Source organism: Shimwellia blattae DSM 4481 = NBRC 105725 (assembly GCF_000262305.1).
Taxonomy (GTDB): Bacteria; Pseudomonadota; Gammaproteobacteria; order Enterobacterales; family Enterobacteriaceae; genus Shimwellia; species Shimwellia blattae.
In genome coordinates this window covers 1,314,020-1,331,165 of the sequence record NC_017910.1, presented here as the reverse complement: position 1 = coordinate 1,331,165, position 17,146 = coordinate 1,314,020, and the positions used below count along the sequence as shown (strand labels likewise).

Annotated in this window: 17 protein-coding genes and 1 pseudogene; 2 read left to right on the top strand and 16 right to left on the bottom strand. The window is 60.1% G+C overall.

From position 1 onward, the window contains the following. Nucleotides 1-30: 30 nt before the first annotated feature. The 7 genes from menE to EBL_RS06155 form a co-directional block, all read right to left on the bottom strand. Nucleotides 31-1,404 carry an o-succinylbenzoate--CoA ligase gene (menE, locus tag EBL_RS06185; protein ID WP_002439803.1) on the bottom strand — a complete coding sequence of 458 codons (1,374 nt, stop codon included), beginning with the start codon at nt 1,402-1,404 and terminating at the stop codon, nt 31-33. Next, nucleotides 1,401-2,366, bottom strand: a complete 966-nt coding sequence (gene menC / locus EBL_RS06180) for an o-succinylbenzoate synthase (RefSeq protein ID WP_002439802.1) — start codon at nt 2,364-2,366, stop codon at nt 1,401-1,403. Before menC ends, menE begins: the two co-directional genes overlap by 4 nt. Further along, nucleotides 2,366-3,223, bottom strand: a complete 858-nt coding sequence (gene menB, locus EBL_RS06175) for a 1,4-dihydroxy-2-naphthoyl-CoA synthase (protein WP_002439801.1) — start codon at nt 3,221-3,223, stop codon at nt 2,366-2,368. The genes menC and menB overlap by 1 nt, the downstream gene beginning before the upstream one ends. Further along, nucleotides 3,210-4,004: a 2-succinyl-6-hydroxy-2,4-cyclohexadiene-1-carboxylate synthase gene (menH, locus tag EBL_RS06170; RefSeq protein ID WP_002439800.1), complete on the bottom strand. Its 795-nt coding sequence runs from the start codon at nt 4,002-4,004 to the stop codon at nt 3,210-3,212. The genes menB and menH overlap by 14 nt, the downstream gene beginning before the upstream one ends. Next, nucleotides 4,001-5,671, bottom strand: coding sequence for a 2-succinyl-5-enolpyruvyl-6-hydroxy-3-cyclohexene-1-carboxylic-acid synthase (gene menD, locus EBL_RS06165; protein ID WP_002439799.1), 1,671 nt, complete (start codon nt 5,669-5,671; stop codon nt 4,001-4,003). Before menD ends, menH begins: the two co-directional genes overlap by 4 nt. 82 nt (nt 5,672-5,753) lie before the next feature. Then, nucleotides 5,754-7,055, bottom strand: a complete 1,302-nt coding sequence (gene menF, locus EBL_RS06160) for an isochorismate synthase MenF (protein ID WP_002439798.1) — start codon at nt 7,053-7,055, stop codon at nt 5,754-5,756. Nucleotides 7,056-7,207: 152 nt separating this feature from the next. Next, nucleotides 7,208-7,657: a GNAT family N-acetyltransferase gene (locus EBL_RS06155; RefSeq protein ID WP_002439797.1), complete on the bottom strand. Its 450-nt coding sequence runs from the start codon at nt 7,655-7,657 to the stop codon at nt 7,208-7,210. 75 nt (nt 7,658-7,732) lie between these two features. Here EBL_RS06155 and rnz point away from each other — a divergent pair, with 75 nt between their 5' ends. Further along, entirely contained in the window at nt 7,733-8,647 is a 915-nt protein-coding gene (gene rnz, locus EBL_RS06150; protein ID WP_002439795.1) for a ribonuclease Z, read from the top strand. Nucleotides 8,648-8,713: 66 nt separating this feature from the next. Here rnz and EBL_RS20825 read toward each other — a convergent pair. Continuing rightward, a pseudogene (locus tag EBL_RS20825) lies at nt 8,714-8,863 on the bottom strand (GNAT family N-acetyltransferase); the annotation flags it as partial. 100 nt (nt 8,864-8,963) lie between these two features. On the opposite strand from EBL_RS20825, the gene EBL_RS19715 reads away from it, so the two are divergent. Continuing rightward, on the top strand, nt 8,964-9,512 hold the full coding sequence (locus tag EBL_RS19715) for an AAA family ATPase (RefSeq protein ID WP_002439794.1): 549 nt from the start codon (nt 8,964-8,966) through the stop codon (nt 9,510-9,512). 66 nt (nt 9,513-9,578) lie between these two features. Here EBL_RS19715 and EBL_RS06140 read toward each other — a convergent pair whose 3' ends face one another. The 8 genes from EBL_RS06140 to nuoI all read right to left on the bottom strand — a co-directional run bounded on the left by EBL_RS06140 (nt 9,579) and on the right by nuoI (nt 17,144). Continuing rightward, nucleotides 9,579-10,136, bottom strand: coding sequence for a helix-turn-helix transcriptional regulator (locus EBL_RS06140; RefSeq protein ID WP_002439792.1), 558 nt, complete (start codon nt 10,134-10,136; stop codon nt 9,579-9,581). Between the two features lie 70 nt (nt 10,137-10,206). Beyond that, nucleotides 10,207-10,431, bottom strand: coding sequence for a hypothetical protein (locus EBL_RS20820; protein WP_002439791.1), 225 nt, complete (start codon nt 10,429-10,431; stop codon nt 10,207-10,209). Nucleotides 10,432-10,701: 270 nt separating this feature from the next. Then, on the bottom strand, nt 10,702-12,159 hold the full coding sequence (nuoN, locus tag EBL_RS06135) for an NADH-quinone oxidoreductase subunit NuoN (RefSeq protein WP_002439789.1): 1,458 nt from the start codon (nt 12,157-12,159) through the stop codon (nt 10,702-10,704). 7 nt (nt 12,160-12,166) lie between these two features. Next, nucleotides 12,167-13,696 (bottom strand): NADH-quinone oxidoreductase subunit M, encoded by a 1,530-nt coding sequence (gene nuoM / locus EBL_RS06130; RefSeq protein ID WP_002439788.1) that lies wholly within the window; start codon nt 13,694-13,696, stop codon nt 12,167-12,169. 201 nt (nt 13,697-13,897) lie between these two features. Beyond that, a complete protein-coding gene (gene nuoL / locus EBL_RS06125; RefSeq protein WP_002439787.1) occupies nt 13,898-15,742 on the bottom strand; it encodes an NADH-quinone oxidoreductase subunit L in 1,845 nt (614 codons plus the stop codon). Then, the gene (gene nuoK / locus EBL_RS06120) at nt 15,739-16,041 is read right to left on the bottom strand and encodes an NADH-quinone oxidoreductase subunit NuoK (RefSeq protein WP_002439786.1); all 303 of its coding nucleotides are present in this window, start codon (nt 16,039-16,041) and stop codon (nt 15,739-15,741) included. Before nuoK ends, nuoL begins: the two co-directional genes overlap by 4 nt. Then, complete coding sequence (gene nuoJ, locus EBL_RS06115) at nt 16,038-16,589, bottom strand: NADH-quinone oxidoreductase subunit J (RefSeq protein WP_002439785.1); 552 nt, start codon at nt 16,587-16,589, stop codon at nt 16,038-16,040. The genes nuoK and nuoJ overlap by 4 nt, the downstream gene beginning before the upstream one ends. A gap of 12 nt (nt 16,590-16,601) precedes the next feature. Then, nucleotides 16,602-17,144, bottom strand: coding sequence for an NADH-quinone oxidoreductase subunit NuoI (gene nuoI, locus EBL_RS06110; RefSeq protein ID WP_002439784.1), 543 nt, complete (start codon nt 17,142-17,144; stop codon nt 16,602-16,604). Nucleotides 17,145-17,146 lie beyond the last annotated feature (2 nt).

Here is a 17,146-nt window from a genome sequence, read left to right as displayed (position 1 = left end):
TCCGGGAAGCGCCGCAAACCGGCGTCCCGGTCAGGCCGCAGAAAGCTGCCCCGCCACCCAGAGCCTGAGGGCCTGGCGGGAGATTTTAATCCCGCCGTTTTTCAGCTCCCCGGGCAGGCGCAGCCAGTGTACCGGCTGCTGAAAGCGCGCCAGTTTATCCCGCACCCAGCAGGCCAGCTGTGCCGGGTCAAAATCCGCAGCGCACTCCACCACTGCCACCGGGCGCTGGCCGAACTCCTGGTCATCCACCGGGACCACGAAGATCTGGCTGACCGCCGGATGGCAAACAATCACCCGCTCCAGCTCTTCTGGCTGGATCCCTTCGCCGCCGCTGAAAAACTGATTATCCAGCCGCCCGGTCACCGTCAGCACGCCGTTTTCAAGGTGGCCGCGATCCCGGGTGGCAAACCAGCCCTGAGCGTTGGTCAGCGGTGTGACTGCGCCGTCGCGCCAGTACCCGGCGGCCATGCTCGCCGCCCGCAGCCAGATCTCCCCGTCCACAACGCGCACTTCCCGGCCCGCCAGCGCACGGCCAACGTCCGGGTGACCATCGGCCGGTTTGGCGCATACGGTAGAGGCGAACTCCGTCAGACCGTAGCCACAAAAACAGCGGATCCCCCGGGACTGGGCCTGATCAGTCAGCTCAACCGGGATCGCCGCCCCGCCAAGCAGTACCGCTTTCAGCACCAGTGACTGTGGCTCACCCTCCAGCAGCCGCCACAGCTGGGTCGGCACCAGCGAGGCGTGGGTACAGCCTTGCAAAGCCTGCCCCAGTGGATGCATGGGCCGCACCACCAGTGCCGCCCCCACCAGCAGCCAGCGCCACAAAATGCCCTGGCCGGAAACGTGAAACAGCGGCAGCGAAAGCAGCCAGCTGTCCTGGGCGGTAAAGTTCATCAGCCCGGTGACCCCGACCGCACAGGCCAGATGCGCCGCACCACTGTGCACCGCTGCCTTTGGCAGCCCGGTAGAGCCGGAGGTCAGCGTCATGGAGAGGTAGCGCTCCGGGAGCCAGGGGGCATGGCACTCCCCCTCAGCCGCCTGCGGGCGCAGTGCCTGAAGCCCGGGGATCGGCCCACTGTCGCCACAGCTCAGGCCAAACGAAAGCGTCAGCCCCGGTAACAGCTGGCCCAGCAGCCCGTCAGGCAGCTGGGGGTTCAGCGGCAGAATACGGGCGCCGCACTGCAATAGCGCCAGCCAGCAGAGCAGCGTCTGCGGGCTGTTTTTGCCCCGCAGCGCCACCCCGGCCCCGCAGGTGACCCCCTGGGCAAAAAAACCGGCGGCCAGCGCATCCACCTGCTGGCACAGCTGGTGCCAGGTCAGGGATTCGCCCTCCAGATGCAGGGCGATGGCCGCCCCGCGCTGCTGCCGCCATTCACGCCAGGGCCAGTCAGTAAAACTCATAATACAATGTCCAGTTGTTCCGTTTGCCAGACCGGCAGCGGGCTGCCCGGCCAGGGGCGGATCACCTGCGCCTGCATCAGGGACAGGGTATCCAGGCCCGGTAATGTGCCAGGGGTCAGCCAGGCGGCCAGTCGGGCCAGCTGGGTCAGCCCCAGGCTGGACTCAATGGCCGAGCTTATCACCGCCTGCATGCCCAGCCGGTGTGCGGCGGCGATTTGCTGCTGCACTTTATCCAGGCTGCCGGTAAGGGTAGGTTTAATCACCAGCGCACTTACCCCGGGCTGCTTCTCAAACACGAAGTCCGGCTCGCGCACGCTCTCATCCCAGGCGATGGCGATCCCGGTCTGCTGGCTGAACGCCAGCGAGTCTTCCCGGGTGCGGCACGGCTCTTCAATAAACGCAATTCGCCCCCGGTAGGCCGGGTCAACGTATTTCGCAAACTGCGCCGCTTTGAGCGGTGTCCAGCTGCGGTTGGCGTCCAGCCGCAGGCGCAGATCAGGCAACGCCTCCAGCAGCAGGTTCGCCACCATACCGTCGCGCACCGCTTCCCAGAGGCCCACTTTGATCTTGGCGACCTTTTCACCGGGGATCTGCTCCAGCAGGGCGAACAGCTCGTCCGGATCGCCAGTACACAGCGGTGCGGCGCGATAGTCCGCCGCCGCCGGGAGCTGGCCAGACAGCTCTGCCAGCGCACAGCTGGTGCCAAACGCCACCGACGGTAGCGCGGGGCAGGCCAGCGTCTCCCCGGCCTGCCAGTGCTGCGCCCAGCCCACCAGCTCAACCTGGGCGTCGTCTGCGGTTTCTGCGCTGAACCCGGGGAGCGGGGCAATTTCGCCCCACCCCTGCTGGCCGTTTTCCGTCAGACACAGTATCAGCCCTTCCCGGACTTTCAGGCGCCGCTCCCGGAGGATCACCCCCGCGTCCATGGGCAGGTTATAGCGCCAGATCTGTGCGCGCCGCATTACGGATTCCGTTTAAATTTGCTGAAGTCCGGCTGACGCTTCTGGTTGAACGCATTGCGCCCTTCCTGGCCTTCGTCAGTCATGTAGAACAGCATGGTGGCGTTGCCCGCCAGCTCCTGCAGGCCCGCCTGGCCGTCGCAGTCCGCGTTGAGGGCGGCCTTCAGGCAGCGCAGCGCCATCGGGCTGTTTTGCAGCATTTCGCGACACCAGCGTACGGTCTCTTTTTCAAGATCCGCCAGGGGAACCACCGTGTTGACCAGCCCCATATCCAGCGCCTGTTGCGCATCATACTGACGGCACAGGAACCAGATTTCGCGGGCTTTCTTCTGGCCGACAATCCGCGCCATGTAAGAAGCACCCCAGCCACCGTCAAAAGAGCCGACCTTCGGCCCGGTCTGGCCGAAAATGGCGTTCTCTGCGGCAATGGTCAGGTCGCACATCATATGCAATACGTGGCCGCCACCAATGGAGTACCCGGCAACCATCGCCACTACCGGTTTCGGGCAGGTGCGGATCTGGCGCTGGAAGTCCAGCACGTTGAGGTGGTGAACGCCGGAGTCATCTTTGTATCCGCCGTAGTCGCCGCGCACTTTCTGATCGCCGCCGGAGCAGAACGCTTTGTCCCCTTCCCCGGTCAGAATAATCACCCCGATACCGTCGTCGTAGCGGGCGTCGGCCAGGGCGTCGATCATCTCTTTAACGGTCAGCGGGCGAAACGCGTTGCGCACCTGCGGGCGGTTAATGGTGATTTTGGCGATCCCGTCGCTGGATTTCTGATAGCGAATATCGGTATAGCCTGCGGAGCAGTCGTGCCATTCCACCGGCGCATAGAGCATGTGTTCATCAGGGTAAAGCATGGGGAGTCCTTGAGTTGGGTTGACACAATAGGGTGTACAGGCTGTGAACAAACCCGGCGGGATTTTCCCGGTGGGCGTTGTGTCCGGCAGCACTGATAGTCAGCGTGGTGGCGGGCAAGGTTCCGGCAATGGCGCGGAATTTTGCGTCCTGTTCACCACATAAATAGTAAAACGGCAGGGTCATTTCCTGCAGGCGCGCCAGCAGATCAGGCTGGCGACCCAGAGAGGTCGCCACCAGCATATCGGCCAGTGCGCGGGGATCGTTATCCTTGCGAAGCTCAACCAGCGCCTGGCGCTGGGGCTCACTGAGCGAGGCAAATACCGGCTGGTGATACCAGTCTGCCAGTACCCGGGTAAAGGGCTCCTGGCGCAGGCGGCGGGCCCAGTTATCGTCATGGGCACGGCGCTGGCGACGCTCCGCCAGCAGGGCCAGGCCCGGGTTTCCCCCTTCAACCACCATCCCGCGCAGCCCTTCAGTGTGGCCGTAGCAGGCGTGGTACATGGCAATCCGCCCGCCCAGCGAGTAGCCCACCAGCCAGTAATCGCCTATCTGGTAGTGGTCAAGGGTCGCCTGGAGTGCGGCTTCCATATCCGGGAAGTCCGCCACCCGCTCCGCCACCGACTCACCGTGGCCGGGTAAATCCAGCAGGAGCTGGGGCCAGTCGGAAAATGCCGGGCTTAGGGGGGCCCACTCTGCCCGGCTGCCTAAAAAACCGTGCAGCCAGACCAGCCACGGATAGCCGGGCTGGTTACCAGGGCGCAGCTCGCCGCGCAGGATCATAGCTGGCTCACCTGCGCCAGCAGCTGTTGCAGGGTCCGGGCGCCGGTATGCTCATCGACCCGCAGCTCAATAAGCGTGGCCCGGGGGCGCTGCCAGGCCTCGGCCACGGTTTGGGCCAGGCTTTCCCAGTTATCCGGACAGGAATAGCCCAGGCCGAACATCTGTGCGGCGGGGGCAAACTCAACATCCTGCGGCATACAGTAGTAGCGCTCGCGCTCCTCTACCGGGGTGGGCAACATGGAGAAGATCTGCCCGCCGTTATTGTTCACCACAATCAGCACAAAGGGTGCCGGGGTGTGGCGCAGTAGCGCCAGGCTGTTCATGTCATACAGCGCGGAGAGATCCCCCACCACCGCAAGGGTCGGGCGCGGACGGGCGCGCTGAACCCCTGCGGCAGTAGAGATAAGCCCGTCAATGCCGCTGGCGCCACGGTTGCTGTATACCGGATACCCGGCAGGCAGCTGGCACAGGGCATCCACCAGGCGGACCACCAGGCTGTTACCGACAAAAAGCTGGCCCTGATCCGGCAGCAGCGATGCAATACGCTGGGCCAGTTGTGCCTCGCCAAACCGGGCCGTGGCCTGGGTGGCGCACGCCAGCGCCTGCTGTGATAATTCGCGCAGGCGCGGTGCCCAGCAGGGGTGATTTTCCGCCGGGTGCTGCTCAAGCCAGGCGCCAATATCGGCCACCAGGCGGCGGCCCCGGTGCTGGGCCGGATCCAGCCGGTCGTCCAGGGGCGAAATAATCCAGTATTCGTCCGGGTTGCAGGCGGCCTGCCACTGAAGCAGGCGCTTGCCGGTCAGGCTGCTGCCAAACTGAATAACCAGTTGGGCGTTATCCAGCTCGCGGGTGGCGTCCGGGTTTGCCAGCCAGAGATCGGCACAGGGCAGCGGCTGCCCGGTCTGGGACAGGACATCGCTAATCAGCGGCCAGCCGAGCATCGCCGCCCAGGCCGCCAGCTGTTTGCCCTGTTCGGCACTCATGCGCCCGGCAACGATCACCCCTTTTTTCTGGCGCCAGAAGAACCAGTCGCGCTGCTGCACACTGGTGCGCACGCGGCCATAGGCCAGCCAGGGCTTTTCGCTGGTTAACCAGCTGCCAAGGCTCTCCTGCCAGGTGAGATCGCTGTCGTCCATCTCCCCGTACAGGGGTTCGGCAAACGGGCAGTTGATCTGGACCGGCCCGTTTTCCTGGTTGCTGAGCAGTGTATCAATCACCGAGACCAGCCAGTGGGCTGAAATGTCCCGGGTGGGGCGCGGCAGGTTCAGCACCCCGGTAGGGTGGGAGCCAAATATCCCCTGCTGGCGGATGGCCTGGTTGGCCCCGCAGTCGATAAGCTCCGGCGGGCGATCCGCCGTCAGCATGATCAGTTTTTCCCCGGTCAGCCCTGCTTCAATCAGTGACGGGTAGAGATTCGCCACCGCCGTGCCGGAGGTAACAATCACCGCGACGGGCTCGGCGCTGGCCTTGGCGATACCAAGGGCTAAATGGCCCAGGCCGCGCTCATCAAAATGGGTGTGGCACACAAATCCGCCGTTCTGTACTGCGGCCAGTGTTAACGGGGTTGATCGGGAGCCTGGCGCGATACACACATGGCGCACGCCGTGGCGCGTCAGAGCTTCAAGAATGACTGCCGCCCAGCGGCGGTTAAAAGAGCAGGTTGACATAATATTGTCCGGGTTCAGGAGTGCGCGCACATTATAAGCGGCGCATAAAAACAGACTTTGATGTGGGTCGGGATTGTTGTTTTCATTCACTTTTCTCAGTCAGTAAACTGCGTAATCCCGCCGCTTTATTGTTGATTTCCCGCCATTCCTCTGCCGGGTCTGAGCCGGGGACAATCCCCGCGCCCGCATACAGCCGCACCCGGTCACCATCAACCAGGGCGCTGCGTAACGAAACACAAAACTCCGCCTGCTGGCGGGAAATATACCCGGCTGAGCCCGCATACCACTGGCGTTCAAAGGGCTCATTGTGCTGAATAAATGCGCTGGCCGCCTGGCGGGGCAGCCCGGCAACGGCGGCAGTGGGCTGCAGTTGCCGTAAACAGCTGGCATCATCCGGCTGGCGCAACGTGGTCCAGATGCAGCGGCGCAAATGCTGCACTTTGCGCAGGCGCATGATCTGGGGTGGCAGCACCTCCAGCGTTTCGCCAATGGGGTTCAGCCGCTGGCAAATATCTTCTACCACCAGCATGTTTTCACGCTGGTTTTTATCATCATGCATCAGCCACTCTCCCAGCCGGGCGGCTTTTGCGTCATCTGCGCTGCTGGCAACGGTGCCCGCCAGCGCTTCAGTGCGCAGCTCCACCCCGCGCCGCCGCCACAGCCGCTCAGGAGAGGAGCCGATAAATCCTTGCTGTGCGTTAAACGCCATATAGAAATGGTAGCAGTTCAGATTGACTCTGCGACTGGCCGCCAGAAAACCGGCGGCGGAAACCGGGGTGCTGAACCACAGATCCGACGCCCGGGCCAGCACGACCTTTTCCATCTCGCCACGGGAGAAACCCGCCAGCGCCTGCTCAATAAGCTGCTGCCAGCGGGGCCAGGCGGGGGTCTGCTGTTCGCGCAGCAGCGTAAGCTGCAATGCCGGTAGTGGCCGGGCAGGTAACAGGGCAGCCAGCAGCGCCTGCGCCTGAAGGCCATCCTGCGCCAGGGAGTGTTCACTGTGCAGAATAAGCGTGAGTGCCGCCTGCCCCCGCTGGCGTTGCCACAGCAGGCGCGGTAAAAACAGACTGCCGCTGGCGGGATCAAACTGGTTCAGCCCGCAAATCAGCAGCCGCTCGCTGGCCGGAAACTGCGCCAGGAACGCCTCGCCTGCGGATAACGAAGGGAAATGCGCCACCGCCCCCAGGGCCGCGAGCTCCTGCTCGCCATTACGCTGCTGCCAGTAAAACTGGGGCCACACAGACTGTGCCGCCAGCCACTGCAACGCGTCGCTGTCATCACTGAGCGTTAACGGGACGGTGAATACCAGGGTGCCTGAGCTGTCGGGAAGCGGTGCGATTAACTTTTGTTGCAGTTCGGACAATGCAGTAACAACAGAATTCACATCCACCTCAGTTCTCAGGGAAACCCCCTGATTATACGTGGTCACCCGGGCAAAAAAAAATCCCACCCTGGAGGTAAGATCTCAGAAAGGTGGTTTATCCCTCACGAATCGGCATAAAAGTTACCGCAATGGCGAATAAACCAGCAGCCCGGTTACGCCTGCACCATGCCCACATGGGGAATGCCGTCTTCGTCGTAAACATCTGTGACCGGTGTAAACCCCAGGCGACGGTAAAAATCCGCCAGATGCGCCTGCGCCCCCAGGTAGATGGCCCGGCCGGGCCAGTTCTGGCGACAGCTTCGCAAAGCGTGCTCCATCAGAGCATAGCCCAGTTTTTCGCCCCGGGCCCCGGGGGCGACAATCACCCGGCCGATCACTACCGGCCCGGTGGCGCTTTCCGGCTGCAAAATGCGCGCGTAAGCGATCAGCGCCCCGTTGCGCCAGCCAAACAGGTGGCGATTCTCACCACACAGATCCTGACCGTCCACATCCTGATAGACACACTGCTGCTCAACCACAAATACCGCACTGCGTAACGCCAGTGCGGCATACAGTTGTACCGGGGAAATCTGGCTGTGGTGTAAATCCTGCCAGTTGATCATCGTTACGCTCCTGCCTGCTGATTGTTAAATGGTTATACTACTGCCAGTTCAGTGTAACCAGGCAGGGAATAACCCATGGAATTATTGTTTCTCGGCACGTCTGCCGGGGTGCCGGCCCCGGGCCGCAATGTCAGTGCCCTGGCGCTGCACCCGGGGGCGCAACACGCCACCTGGTGGCTGTTTGACTGCGGTGAAGGCACCCAGCACCAGATGCTGCGCACGCAGATTAACCCCGGAAAGCTGGATAAAATTTTTATCACCCACCTGCACGGGGACCATATTTTTGGCCTTCCGGGGCTATTATGCAGCCGCTCCATGGCGGGCGGTAGTGGCCCCCTCACCCTCTACGGGCCGCCGGGACTGCGGGAGTATGTTCAGCTGTCGCTGACCATGAGCGGCTCCTGGACCGATTATCCGCTGGATATTGTGGAGGTCAGCGAGGGGGTTATCTTCGATGACGGGGAGTTTGAAGTACGCTGCGTGGCGCTTAACCACCCGGTGGTCTGTTTCGGCTACCGGGTGAGTGCCCACGATAAGCCCGGGGCGCTGGATGCTGCGGCGTTGTCCGCCAGTGGCGTGCCCCCGGGCCCGCTGTTCCAGCGGCTGAAACGGGGCGAGACGGTGCAACTGGAAGATGGCCGCTGGATAGATGGCCGCCAGTATATCGGCCAGCCGGTGAAGGGAAAATCGGTGGCGATTTTTGGCGATACGGCCCCGCTGGACAGCGCCCGGTTGCTGGCCGCCGAAGCCGATATGCTCGTTCACGAGGCCACACTGGAAGCAAGCCTTGCGCAGAAAGCCAACAGCCGCGGCCACGCCACCACGGTGCAGGCCGCCACCCTTGCCCGGGAGGCCGGGGTGAAAACGCTGGTTATCACCCACTTCAGCTCCCGCTACCGGCGGGCAGACTTCCCGCGCCTGCTGGCCGAGTGCCGGGCTATTTTCCCCGACACGCTGATGGCAGAGGATTTTATGCAGCTTGAGGTGTAGCCGCATCGCTCAGCTCCTGAGTGACAGGGGCTGGATGAAAATAGCGTTGTGTTCCCACGGAATGTCTCATGGCAATTCATCATTCTCACGTAATACCAGCGTCATAAAGCGGCTATTTGGATCGGGCCGATAATCAGCAAATGGCCCACAGTCAACAAAACCGTGCTTACTATAAAGTTGATGGCAGGCGGCAAACCCCGGCTGTATCCCGGTTTCTTATGATAGTCATGCCATCCACAGGTAACATGGCGATGGGCAAAAAGGACGCCAGCACTATTGCCGCGTCATCGCGTCTAAAAAGGTTCAGGGGGGTTCAGTGTCATCCACGTTTCAACATCGATTCATTCTTACAGGTGGCCCGGGGTCGGGCAAAAGCACGATAATTGATGCGCTTACAAAACGAGGGTATTGGTGTTCTGAAGAAGCAGGAAGAGGTGTTATACAAGACCAGGTTAGCATCGGTGGTAATGCGTTACCGTGGGCCAACCAGGCTGCATTTGCAGAGCTTATGCTATCCTGGGAAATGCGTTCGTGGCACGACGCGGAAGGGCAAACACAACTATGCTTCTTCGACCGTGGTGTTCCTGATGTTGCAGGCTATTTACGTCTTTCAGCACTTACTATTCCGGCGCATCTGGAAAATGCCATAGAGAAATTTCGCTATAATCGCACCGTATTCATTGCCCCACCCTGGCGTGACATCTATGTACAGGATACAGAGCGCAGGCAATCTTTCGATGTTGCCGTCGAGACATATCACGCAATGGTAAAAACATACCGTATGTATGACTATCAGTTAATTGAATTACCATGTGCTTCTGTAGAAGAGCGTGTCGATTTTATCTTTTCCAGGATAGCCCGTTGATAAAATGGCAACGACGCGCAATCTGCATTAGTTGTATTAGTCGCGACTTGATCTGGCTCTGACCCGTTATGCGACTGTTTTGCGGCGTCGTTCGATCAGTGACGCCGCAAGTGATTCCACTTCTTTAAAATCTTGTGAGGCGCTGGCTCTGAGCACCAGATTCCATTTACTTAATACACCCGCGTTCACGACCAGCTCGCTGTTCGCTTTCAACCGGCCATTTTTTAACAACCATTGTGCAACATTCGCCCAGTCCCAGAGCGGCGACTGGCCTTTAATGCGCTGAACGGGGCAAGGAAAATCGCCGCTGCCACGGGTGCCGTCTTTCAGCATGGCAATCGCCTGACGGGACATATTTGTCATTTCCGCAATATCGCTCAGCCCCACAAGGGCAGAGTCGACAGACTCAACCACAGCGCCAATCCCGGCGGATTCGATATTTTCAACCGCAGATGCGATAGCCTCATCGAGTGAGTCAGCCTCACGATCGAACTCAACATAGACCGAGTTTCCATATGCACAAATCAGTGCATCGTCACAGCCGCTTTCGTACAGCGCGTCTTCCAGCCCTTCGCGGTCATAGGTTACGCCTGAGAGCGTCAGTATAAAGTGGTAAAGCGCCATCGTTCCCCCTTCGGTTAGCCTTTGGTCGTTCAGTAAACGGAGATTGTCAACGCCCCCCGACCAGACACAATCAAGAGCAGCGGTTTGTTTTGCGCCTGATTTGCCTGGCATGGTTCTCAGCACTTTTCGGCGTCGACCATATACTCATCTGGTGATCCCGATGCTCACCTTCCGGATGACCACAACGTAACTTGCAAAAACAGTGGGCGGAATCACCTGGTGGAACCCAAACCCAGCCCTGACTCAGGGCATATTCAATGGCGGCCTGGATATGCTTGTTCGGATGTTTTTTCATTTGCCTCCGGGTATATGACCTTATTATTTTCGTTGACACTTGTCAACACGCAATACCACTTACTCCCCCCCTGCAGCGCGGGATGGTATTCATCTCCCGTTTGGGGGTGTTTTTTCAACCCGGTGATTTTCGATTTCTGGGGTTTTATGGCGGATTCAGAAGATGGCTTCCATTTATTCAGAAGCGTAGGGGCAGGTTACTCAGGTCATTCACGGGCGACAGGCACAAAAAACCCGGCCGCAGCCGGGTTTCGTGATAATGGCGTCCGCCTTACATCAGCGGGGCCGCCAGCTGCACAATGCTGATTAACGGCTGCGGGTACACCCCCAGCACCAGCACCAGCAGCGCGGCTATCAGCACCACCACCCCACCGGCGGTAAACGCCCAGTTAGACGGCGTATCGCGGTTCAGTTGCTGAGGCGCGGAGAGATACAGGCTCACGGTAACGCGCAGGTAATAGTACAGACCAATGGCCGAGCCCACCACCACGGCACCGGTCAGCCACCACAGGTGCGCATCCACACCCACCGCCAGCACGTAGAATTTCCCGATAAAGCCCAGCGTCATCGGGATCCCCGCAAGGGAGAGCATCATCACCGTCATCACCGCAGACAGCAGCGGGCGGTGCCAGAACAGGCCGCGATAAGAGAACAGCGAATCCGCATCCGGCCCCCGGTAGGGGCTGGACATCAGGCTCACTACGCCAAACGCCCCCAGGCTGCTGAACAGATAACCGGCCAGATACACCCCGACCGTCTCCATCGCCATATCCCCGTGCTGCAGGGCAATCAGCGCCACCAGCAGGTAACCGAGGTGGGCAATGGAGGAGTAACCCAGCAGGCGCTTAATATTGCTCTGGCTGATGGCCATCAGGTTACCAAACAGGATAGACGCAAAGGCGATAATCCCCAGTACGATCCGCACCGCCTCGCTCTGGCCAATGGGCGCATACAGGAACAGGCGCATCACTACCGCAAAGATGGCAATCTTACTGGCGGTGGCAAGGAAGGTTGATACCGGTGCCGGTGCCCCCTGGTAGACATCCGGCGTCCACAGATGAAACGGCACCAGGGACAGTTTAAACCCGAGGCCGACAATCATCATGCCCACACCCGCCAGCAGCAGAGGCTCGTGCAGCATATTGTCCGCCAGGCTGCGGCCCAGGGCCCCGAAGGAAAGATCCCCGGTCTGGGCATACACCAGCGCAATACCGAACAGCAGGAAGGAGGACGCGGCCGCAGAAAGCAGCGTGTATTTGATGCTGGCTTCCAGCGAGCGCTTCTGGCGGAAGGCATAGCCCACCAGGCCAAACAGCGGCAGGGAAATCAGCTCAATGCCGAGGAACAGCGCCGCAAAGTGGTTAGCACTGGCCAGAAGCAGCCCGCCGAGGGCGGCAATCAGCACCAGCAGGTAGAACTCTTCTTTATTGTCCGGGTAGTTTTGCAGCCACGGGTAAGCAAAGGTACAGGTCGCAAGGCTTGCCAGTAATACCAGCCCGGTATACAGCATGGCGTAGCCGTCTACCCGCAGCAGCGGGGTCACATCCATCGGCCCGGCCTGGCCCACAAACCACAAAGAGAGCAGCGCCAGGTTAAGCCCGACAACCGAGAGCGTGGCATTAACAAAATGGTCGCGTCGCCACGCAATGGACAACATCACCACCACCACCGTCAATCCGACGATCAACAGCGGCAGTAACGCGATCAAATGCTGAGTTGTTAGAGTCATGAGCGAATTACGGCCTTGTAGTTAAAATTGAACCGGTATACCACTGCTGGATATTACCCATCGCCGCGTGCGAGGTATCCAGAATCGGCTGCGGGTAAAAGCCCAGCAGCACCAGCAGTACAACCAGCAACAGAATAATGAACAATTCGCGTGCTGACAGTCCGGGCAGCGGTTGCGCCGCGGCCTCAGTTTTTGCCTTACCAAAGTAAGCGCGATGCAGCATCGCCAGAGAGTACACCGATGCAAACACCAGCCCGAAGGTGGAGATGACCGTGATAACCGGCACCACATGGTAGCTGCCAAACAGAATCATAAACTCGCCAACGAAGTTCCCGGTGCCCGGCATCCCCAGGGTCGCCACCGCAAAGAACATCGACAGGGCCGGGAGCCATTTAATCTTGCCCCACAGTCCCCCCATCTTCGTCATATCACGGGTATGCAGGCGCTCATAGAGCTGGCCGCACAGAATGAACAGCCCCGCCGCAGAAAGGCCATGGGCGATCATCTGGATCACCGCCCCCTGGTAGGCCAGCTGGCTACCGGTGTAGATGGCGATCAGCACAAACCCCATGTGGGAAACGGAGGTATAGGCAATCAGGCGCTTGATATCCGTCTGGGAGAAGGCCATCCAGGCGCCGTAGAAAATCCCAATCACCCCAAGCCACATGGCAACGGGCGCAAACTGGGCAGATGCGTTCGGGAACAGGGGCAGCGAGAAGCGCAGTAACCCGTAGGCTGCGGTTTTCAGCAAAATCCCCGCCAGGTCAACGGAACCCGCCGTCGGCGCCTGGGAGTGGGCATCCGGCAGCCAGCCGTGCAGCGGCACGACCGGCATCTTCACCGCGAAGGCGATAAAGAAGCCCAGCATCAGCAAATATTCAACGTTACTGCCCATCGGGGTTTTCAGCAGCGCTTCATAGCTGAAGGTCCACACCCCGGTGGCGCTGTGGTGCACAAAGACCAGCGCCAGTATCGCAATCAGCATCACCAGACCACTGGCCTGGGTGTAGATAAAGAACTTGGTCGCGGCACTGATGCGGGTCTTCCCGTCGGAGGCTTTATGGCCCCACAGCGCTATCAGGAAGTACATCGGCACCAGCATCATTTCCCAGAAGAAGAAGAACAGGAACATGTCGATGGCGAGGAACACCCCGATAACACCGCCGAGGATCCACATCAGGTTGAGGTGGAAAAAGCCCTGATACTTCTGGATCTCATTCCAGGAGCAGAGCACCGCCAGCACACCGAGCAGCCCGGTCAGCACCACCATCAAAAGGGACAGACCGTCCAGCGCCAGATGCACTGAAATGCCAAAGCGCGGGATCCAGGGCAGCAGAAATTCAGACTGCCACTGAGGTAACCCGGCGGACTGGGTCAGGGAGTAGCCGCCCTGCAACCAGAGCTGCAAAGACAGCGCCAGGGTCAGCCCCATGGTGATCAGCGCAATCCAGCGCGGCGTACGGGTGCCGAAGCGCTCCGATTGCCAGCACAGGAAGCCGCCAATGAAGGGTATGAGTATTAGCCAGGGTAGTAGCATGGCAATTATATTCCTTATTAATCTATTCGGTGGCTATCTTATTTGCCACACGGCGTCCGGCCAGTGCGCAATCCTCACGTACTCCAGTACGCTCCGGTTATTGTGCGCTGGCCGTCTTCCGTATGCCTGCACCGATAACGCCACGGGAACAGGTAACGCAATACAAACCGTTGAGGGAGAAGCGCACTCCCTCATATCCGATCAACGAAACACCATCAGCAGCGCCAGCACCACCACAGCGCCGATACTCATAGAGGCCACATACCAGCGCAGGTAGCCGTTTTCACTGAGCAGCAGCCCGCGCCCGGCAAAGCGGGCAATATACGCCGGTAGCGTCATCAGCCCGTTGAGCGGATCGCGTTTCAGCAGCCAGGCAACCGCAAGGAACGGCTTCACAAACACCTTGTCATACAGCCAGTCGAAGCCCCATGCGTTGAACCACCAGGTGGCGAAGAAGCGCCCCGGGCCGCTGTTTGCTACCGCGGTCACCAGCGTGCGTTTCCCGAGCCACAGCCAGGCGGCAATCAGGATCCCGGCGATAGCCACAATCCCGGAGGTTATCTCCAGGGTCAGCACCTGGCCATGAGCCAGTTCCGCGCTGGCCGGCAGTACCCCATGCAGCGGCGGCACAATCAGCGCCCCCACAAAGGTCGAGAGCACCAGCAACACCACCAGCGGCAGCGTGTGGGTTATCCCTTTTACCGGGTGTGCGTGAGTCTGTTCTTTACCGTGGAAGACGATGAAAATCATCCGGAAGGTATACAGGGAAGTCATAAACGCCCCCACCAGCCCGGCAATCATCAGGTTGATGTGGCCGTTTGCCATTGCCCCGGCGAGGATCTCATCCTTACTGAAGAAGCCCGCCGTGACCAGCGGCAGCGCAGAGAGTGCCGCCCCCCCCACCAGGAAGCAGGCATACACCAGCGGAATTGACTTGCGCAGCCCGCCCATTTTGAAGATGTTCTGCTCATGGTGGCAGGCCAGGATAACCGAGCCGGAGGCCAGGAACAGCAGCGCCTTAAAGAAAGCGTGGGTCATCAGGTGGAAGATAGCCGCATCCCAGGCCTGCACCCCGAGGGCGAGGAACATATAGCCAATCTGGCTCATGGTGGAATAGGCCAGCACCCGTTTGATGTCGGTCTGTACCAGGGCGGCAAAGCCTGCCAGCACCAGGGTTACCGCCCCGACAATCGCCACCAGATGCAGCACCTCCGGGGTCAGCAGGAACAGGCCGTGAGTACGGGCAATCAGGTACACCCCGGCGGTGACCATGGTCGCCGCGTGGATCAGGGCAGAAACCGGGGTCGGGCCCGCCATGGCATCCGCAAGCCAGGTTTGTAACGGCAACTGGGCAGATTTACCCACCGCACCACCCAGCAACATCAGGGTAGCCCACTGCAACGTGGTGCTGCCTGCGGCAAAGTGCTGCGGCGCCAGCTCGGCCATTTCACGGAAGTTCAGGGTGCCCAGCTCGTTATAGAGGATGAACAACCCGAAGGCGAGGAACACGTCGCCCACCCGGGTCACCACAAACGCCTTCATGGCTGCGGCGCCGTTTTTCGGATCCGTATAATAAAAGCCAATCAGCAGGTAGGAGCACAGCCCCACCCCTTCCCAGCCGAGGTACATCAGCAGCAGGTTGTCGGCCAGGACCAGTATCACCATGCTGGCAATAAACAGGTTGGTATAGGCGAAGAAGCGGGAGTAGCCCTCCTCCCCGCGCATATACCAGGAGGCATACATATGGATCAGGAAGCCCACCCCGGTCACCACAGACAGCATAGTCAGGGAGAGGCCGTCCAGCACCAGATTAAAACCGATATTAAAATCCCCCACCGACATCCAGGTCCACAGGGGCTGGGTGAAGGGCGCACGGGCGTCCTGGCCGAGGTATTCCACCCCGGCCACGGCAGTCACCAGCGCCGCCAGGCCAACGGCACCGATACCGATAGTGGCCGACAGGTTTTCAGACCAGCGCCCGCGTGAGAACGCCAGCAGCAGATATCCCAGCAGCGGGAAGGCTACGGTTAACCAGAGAAAATTCATCCGCGCATCTCACTTACTGAATCGATATTCAGGTTCTGACGACGACGATGGAGCTGCAGCAGCAGCGCCAGGCCAATACTGGCCTCCGCCGCCGCGAGCGTAATGGCGAGGATATACATCACCTGGCCATCCGTTTGCCCCCAGTAACTGCCCGCCACCACAAAGGCCAGCGCCGCAGCGTTAATCATAATTTCCAGCCCTATCAGCATAAACAGCAGGTTGCGGCGAATCACCAGCCCGGTCAGCCCAAGGACAAACAAAATAGCAGCGAGGATCAATCCATGCTGTAACGGGATCATGTGCGCTCCTCCGTTTTTCTTTTACTGTCATTCGGACGATTGCTGAGCAGCTCCCCCTGGCGTTCTTCCCGCCCGAGGTGAAAGGCCACCACCAGCCCCGCCAGCAGCAGCATAGAGGCCAGCTCCACCGCCAGCACATAGGGCCCGAACAGGGCAATACCCACCTGTTTTGCGTCAATGGCGGCCCCGTCGATCCCCTGGTCGTTAATGCCGAGGATGGCATACACCATCACCACCAGCAGCAGCGCCGAGAGCACGCCCGGGCCTATCCACAGTTGCGGTTTCAGCCACTGGCGCTCCTGTTCAACCACCGAATTCCCGAGGTTAAGCATCATCACCACAAACACGAACAGCACCATAATGGCCCCGGCGTAGACGATTATCTCCAGCGCCCCGGCGAAATAAGCCCCGAGGGAGAAAAACACCCCGGCTATCGCCAGCAGCGACACAATCAGGTACAGCAGCGCATGTACCGGATTGGTATGGGTGATAACCCTGAGCGTTGCCAGGACTGCCACCAGGCCGCAAATATAAAATGCGAATTCCATTGCCCCTCTCCTTTACGGTAACAGGCCTTTGACGTCGACAGGTTTGGCTTCGTTTTCCGCCTCGCCTTTGTCCTTGCCGTCAATTGCCATACCGGCCATCCGGTAGAAGTTATATTCCGGGTATTTACCCGGGCCGGAGATCAGCAGATCTTCTTTCTCATACACCAGGTCCTGGCGCTTGTATTCGCCCAGCTCAAAATCCGGGGTCAGCTGAATTGCCGTGGTCGGGCAGGCTTCCTCACACAGACCACAGAAAATGCAGCGCGAAAAGTTGATGCGGAAAAACTCCGGATACCAGCGGCCATCCTGCATTTCGGCTTTCTGTAATGAGATACAGCCCACCGGGCAGGCAACGGCGCACAGGTTACAGGCCACGCAGCGCTCTTCGCCGTCCGGGTCGCGGGTCAGGACAATACGCCCGCGGTAACGGGGCGGCAGGTAAACCGGCTCTTCCGGGTACATCTGGGTTTCGCGTTTGGCGAAGGCGTGCAAGCCTATCATCCAGATACTGCGTACCTGGGTGCCAAAACCAACAACCAACTCTTTTAATGTCATGG

Coding starts and splice junctions, on each gene's coding strand:
- nuoL (WP_002439787.1), bottom strand. CDS start 15,742: ATGAATTTTCTCTGGTTAACCGTAGCCTTCCCGCTGCTGGGATATCTG.
- menB (WP_002439801.1), bottom strand. CDS start 3,223: ATGCTTTACCCTGATGAACACATGCTCTATGCGCCGGTGGAATGGCAC.
- menD (WP_002439799.1), bottom strand. CDS start 5,671: ATGTCAACCTGCTCTTTTAACCGCCGCTGGGCGGCAGTCATTCTTGAA.
- menH (WP_002439800.1), bottom strand. CDS start 4,004: ATGATCCTGCGCGGCGAGCTGCGCCCTGGTAACCAGCCCGGCTATCCG.
- nuoI (WP_002439784.1), bottom strand. CDS start 17,144: ATGACATTAAAAGAGTTGGTTGTTGGTTTTGGCACCCAGGTACGCAGT.
- EBL_RS06155 (WP_002439797.1), bottom strand. CDS start 7,657: ATGATCAACTGGCAGGATTTACACCACAGCCAGATTTCCCCGGTACAA.
- EBL_RS06140 (WP_002439792.1), bottom strand. CDS start 10,136: ATGGCGCTTTACCACTTTATACTGACGCTCTCAGGCGTAACCTATGAC.
- EBL_RS20820 (WP_002439791.1), bottom strand. CDS start 10,431: ATGAAAAAACATCCGAACAAGCATATCCAGGCCGCCATTGAATATGCC.
- menC (WP_002439802.1), bottom strand. CDS start 2,366: ATGCGGCGCGCACAGATCTGGCGCTATAACCTGCCCATGGACGCGGGG.
- nuoK (WP_002439786.1), bottom strand. CDS start 16,041: ATGATCCCGTTACAGCATGGATTGATCCTCGCTGCTATTTTGTTTGTC.
- nuoN (WP_002439789.1), bottom strand. CDS start 12,159: ATGACTCTAACAACTCAGCATTTGATCGCGTTACTGCCGCTGTTGATC.
- menE (WP_002439803.1), bottom strand. CDS start 1,404: ATGAGTTTTACTGACTGGCCCTGGCGTGAATGGCGGCAGCAGCGCGGG.
- nuoM (WP_002439788.1), bottom strand. CDS start 13,696: ATGCTACTACCCTGGCTAATACTCATACCCTTCATTGGCGGCTTCCTG.
- nuoJ (WP_002439785.1), bottom strand. CDS start 16,589: ATGGAATTCGCATTTTATATTTGCGGCCTGGTGGCAGTCCTGGCAACG.
- rnz (WP_002439795.1), top strand. CDS start 7,733: ATGGAATTATTGTTTCTCGGCACGTCTGCCGGGGTGCCGGCCCCGGGC.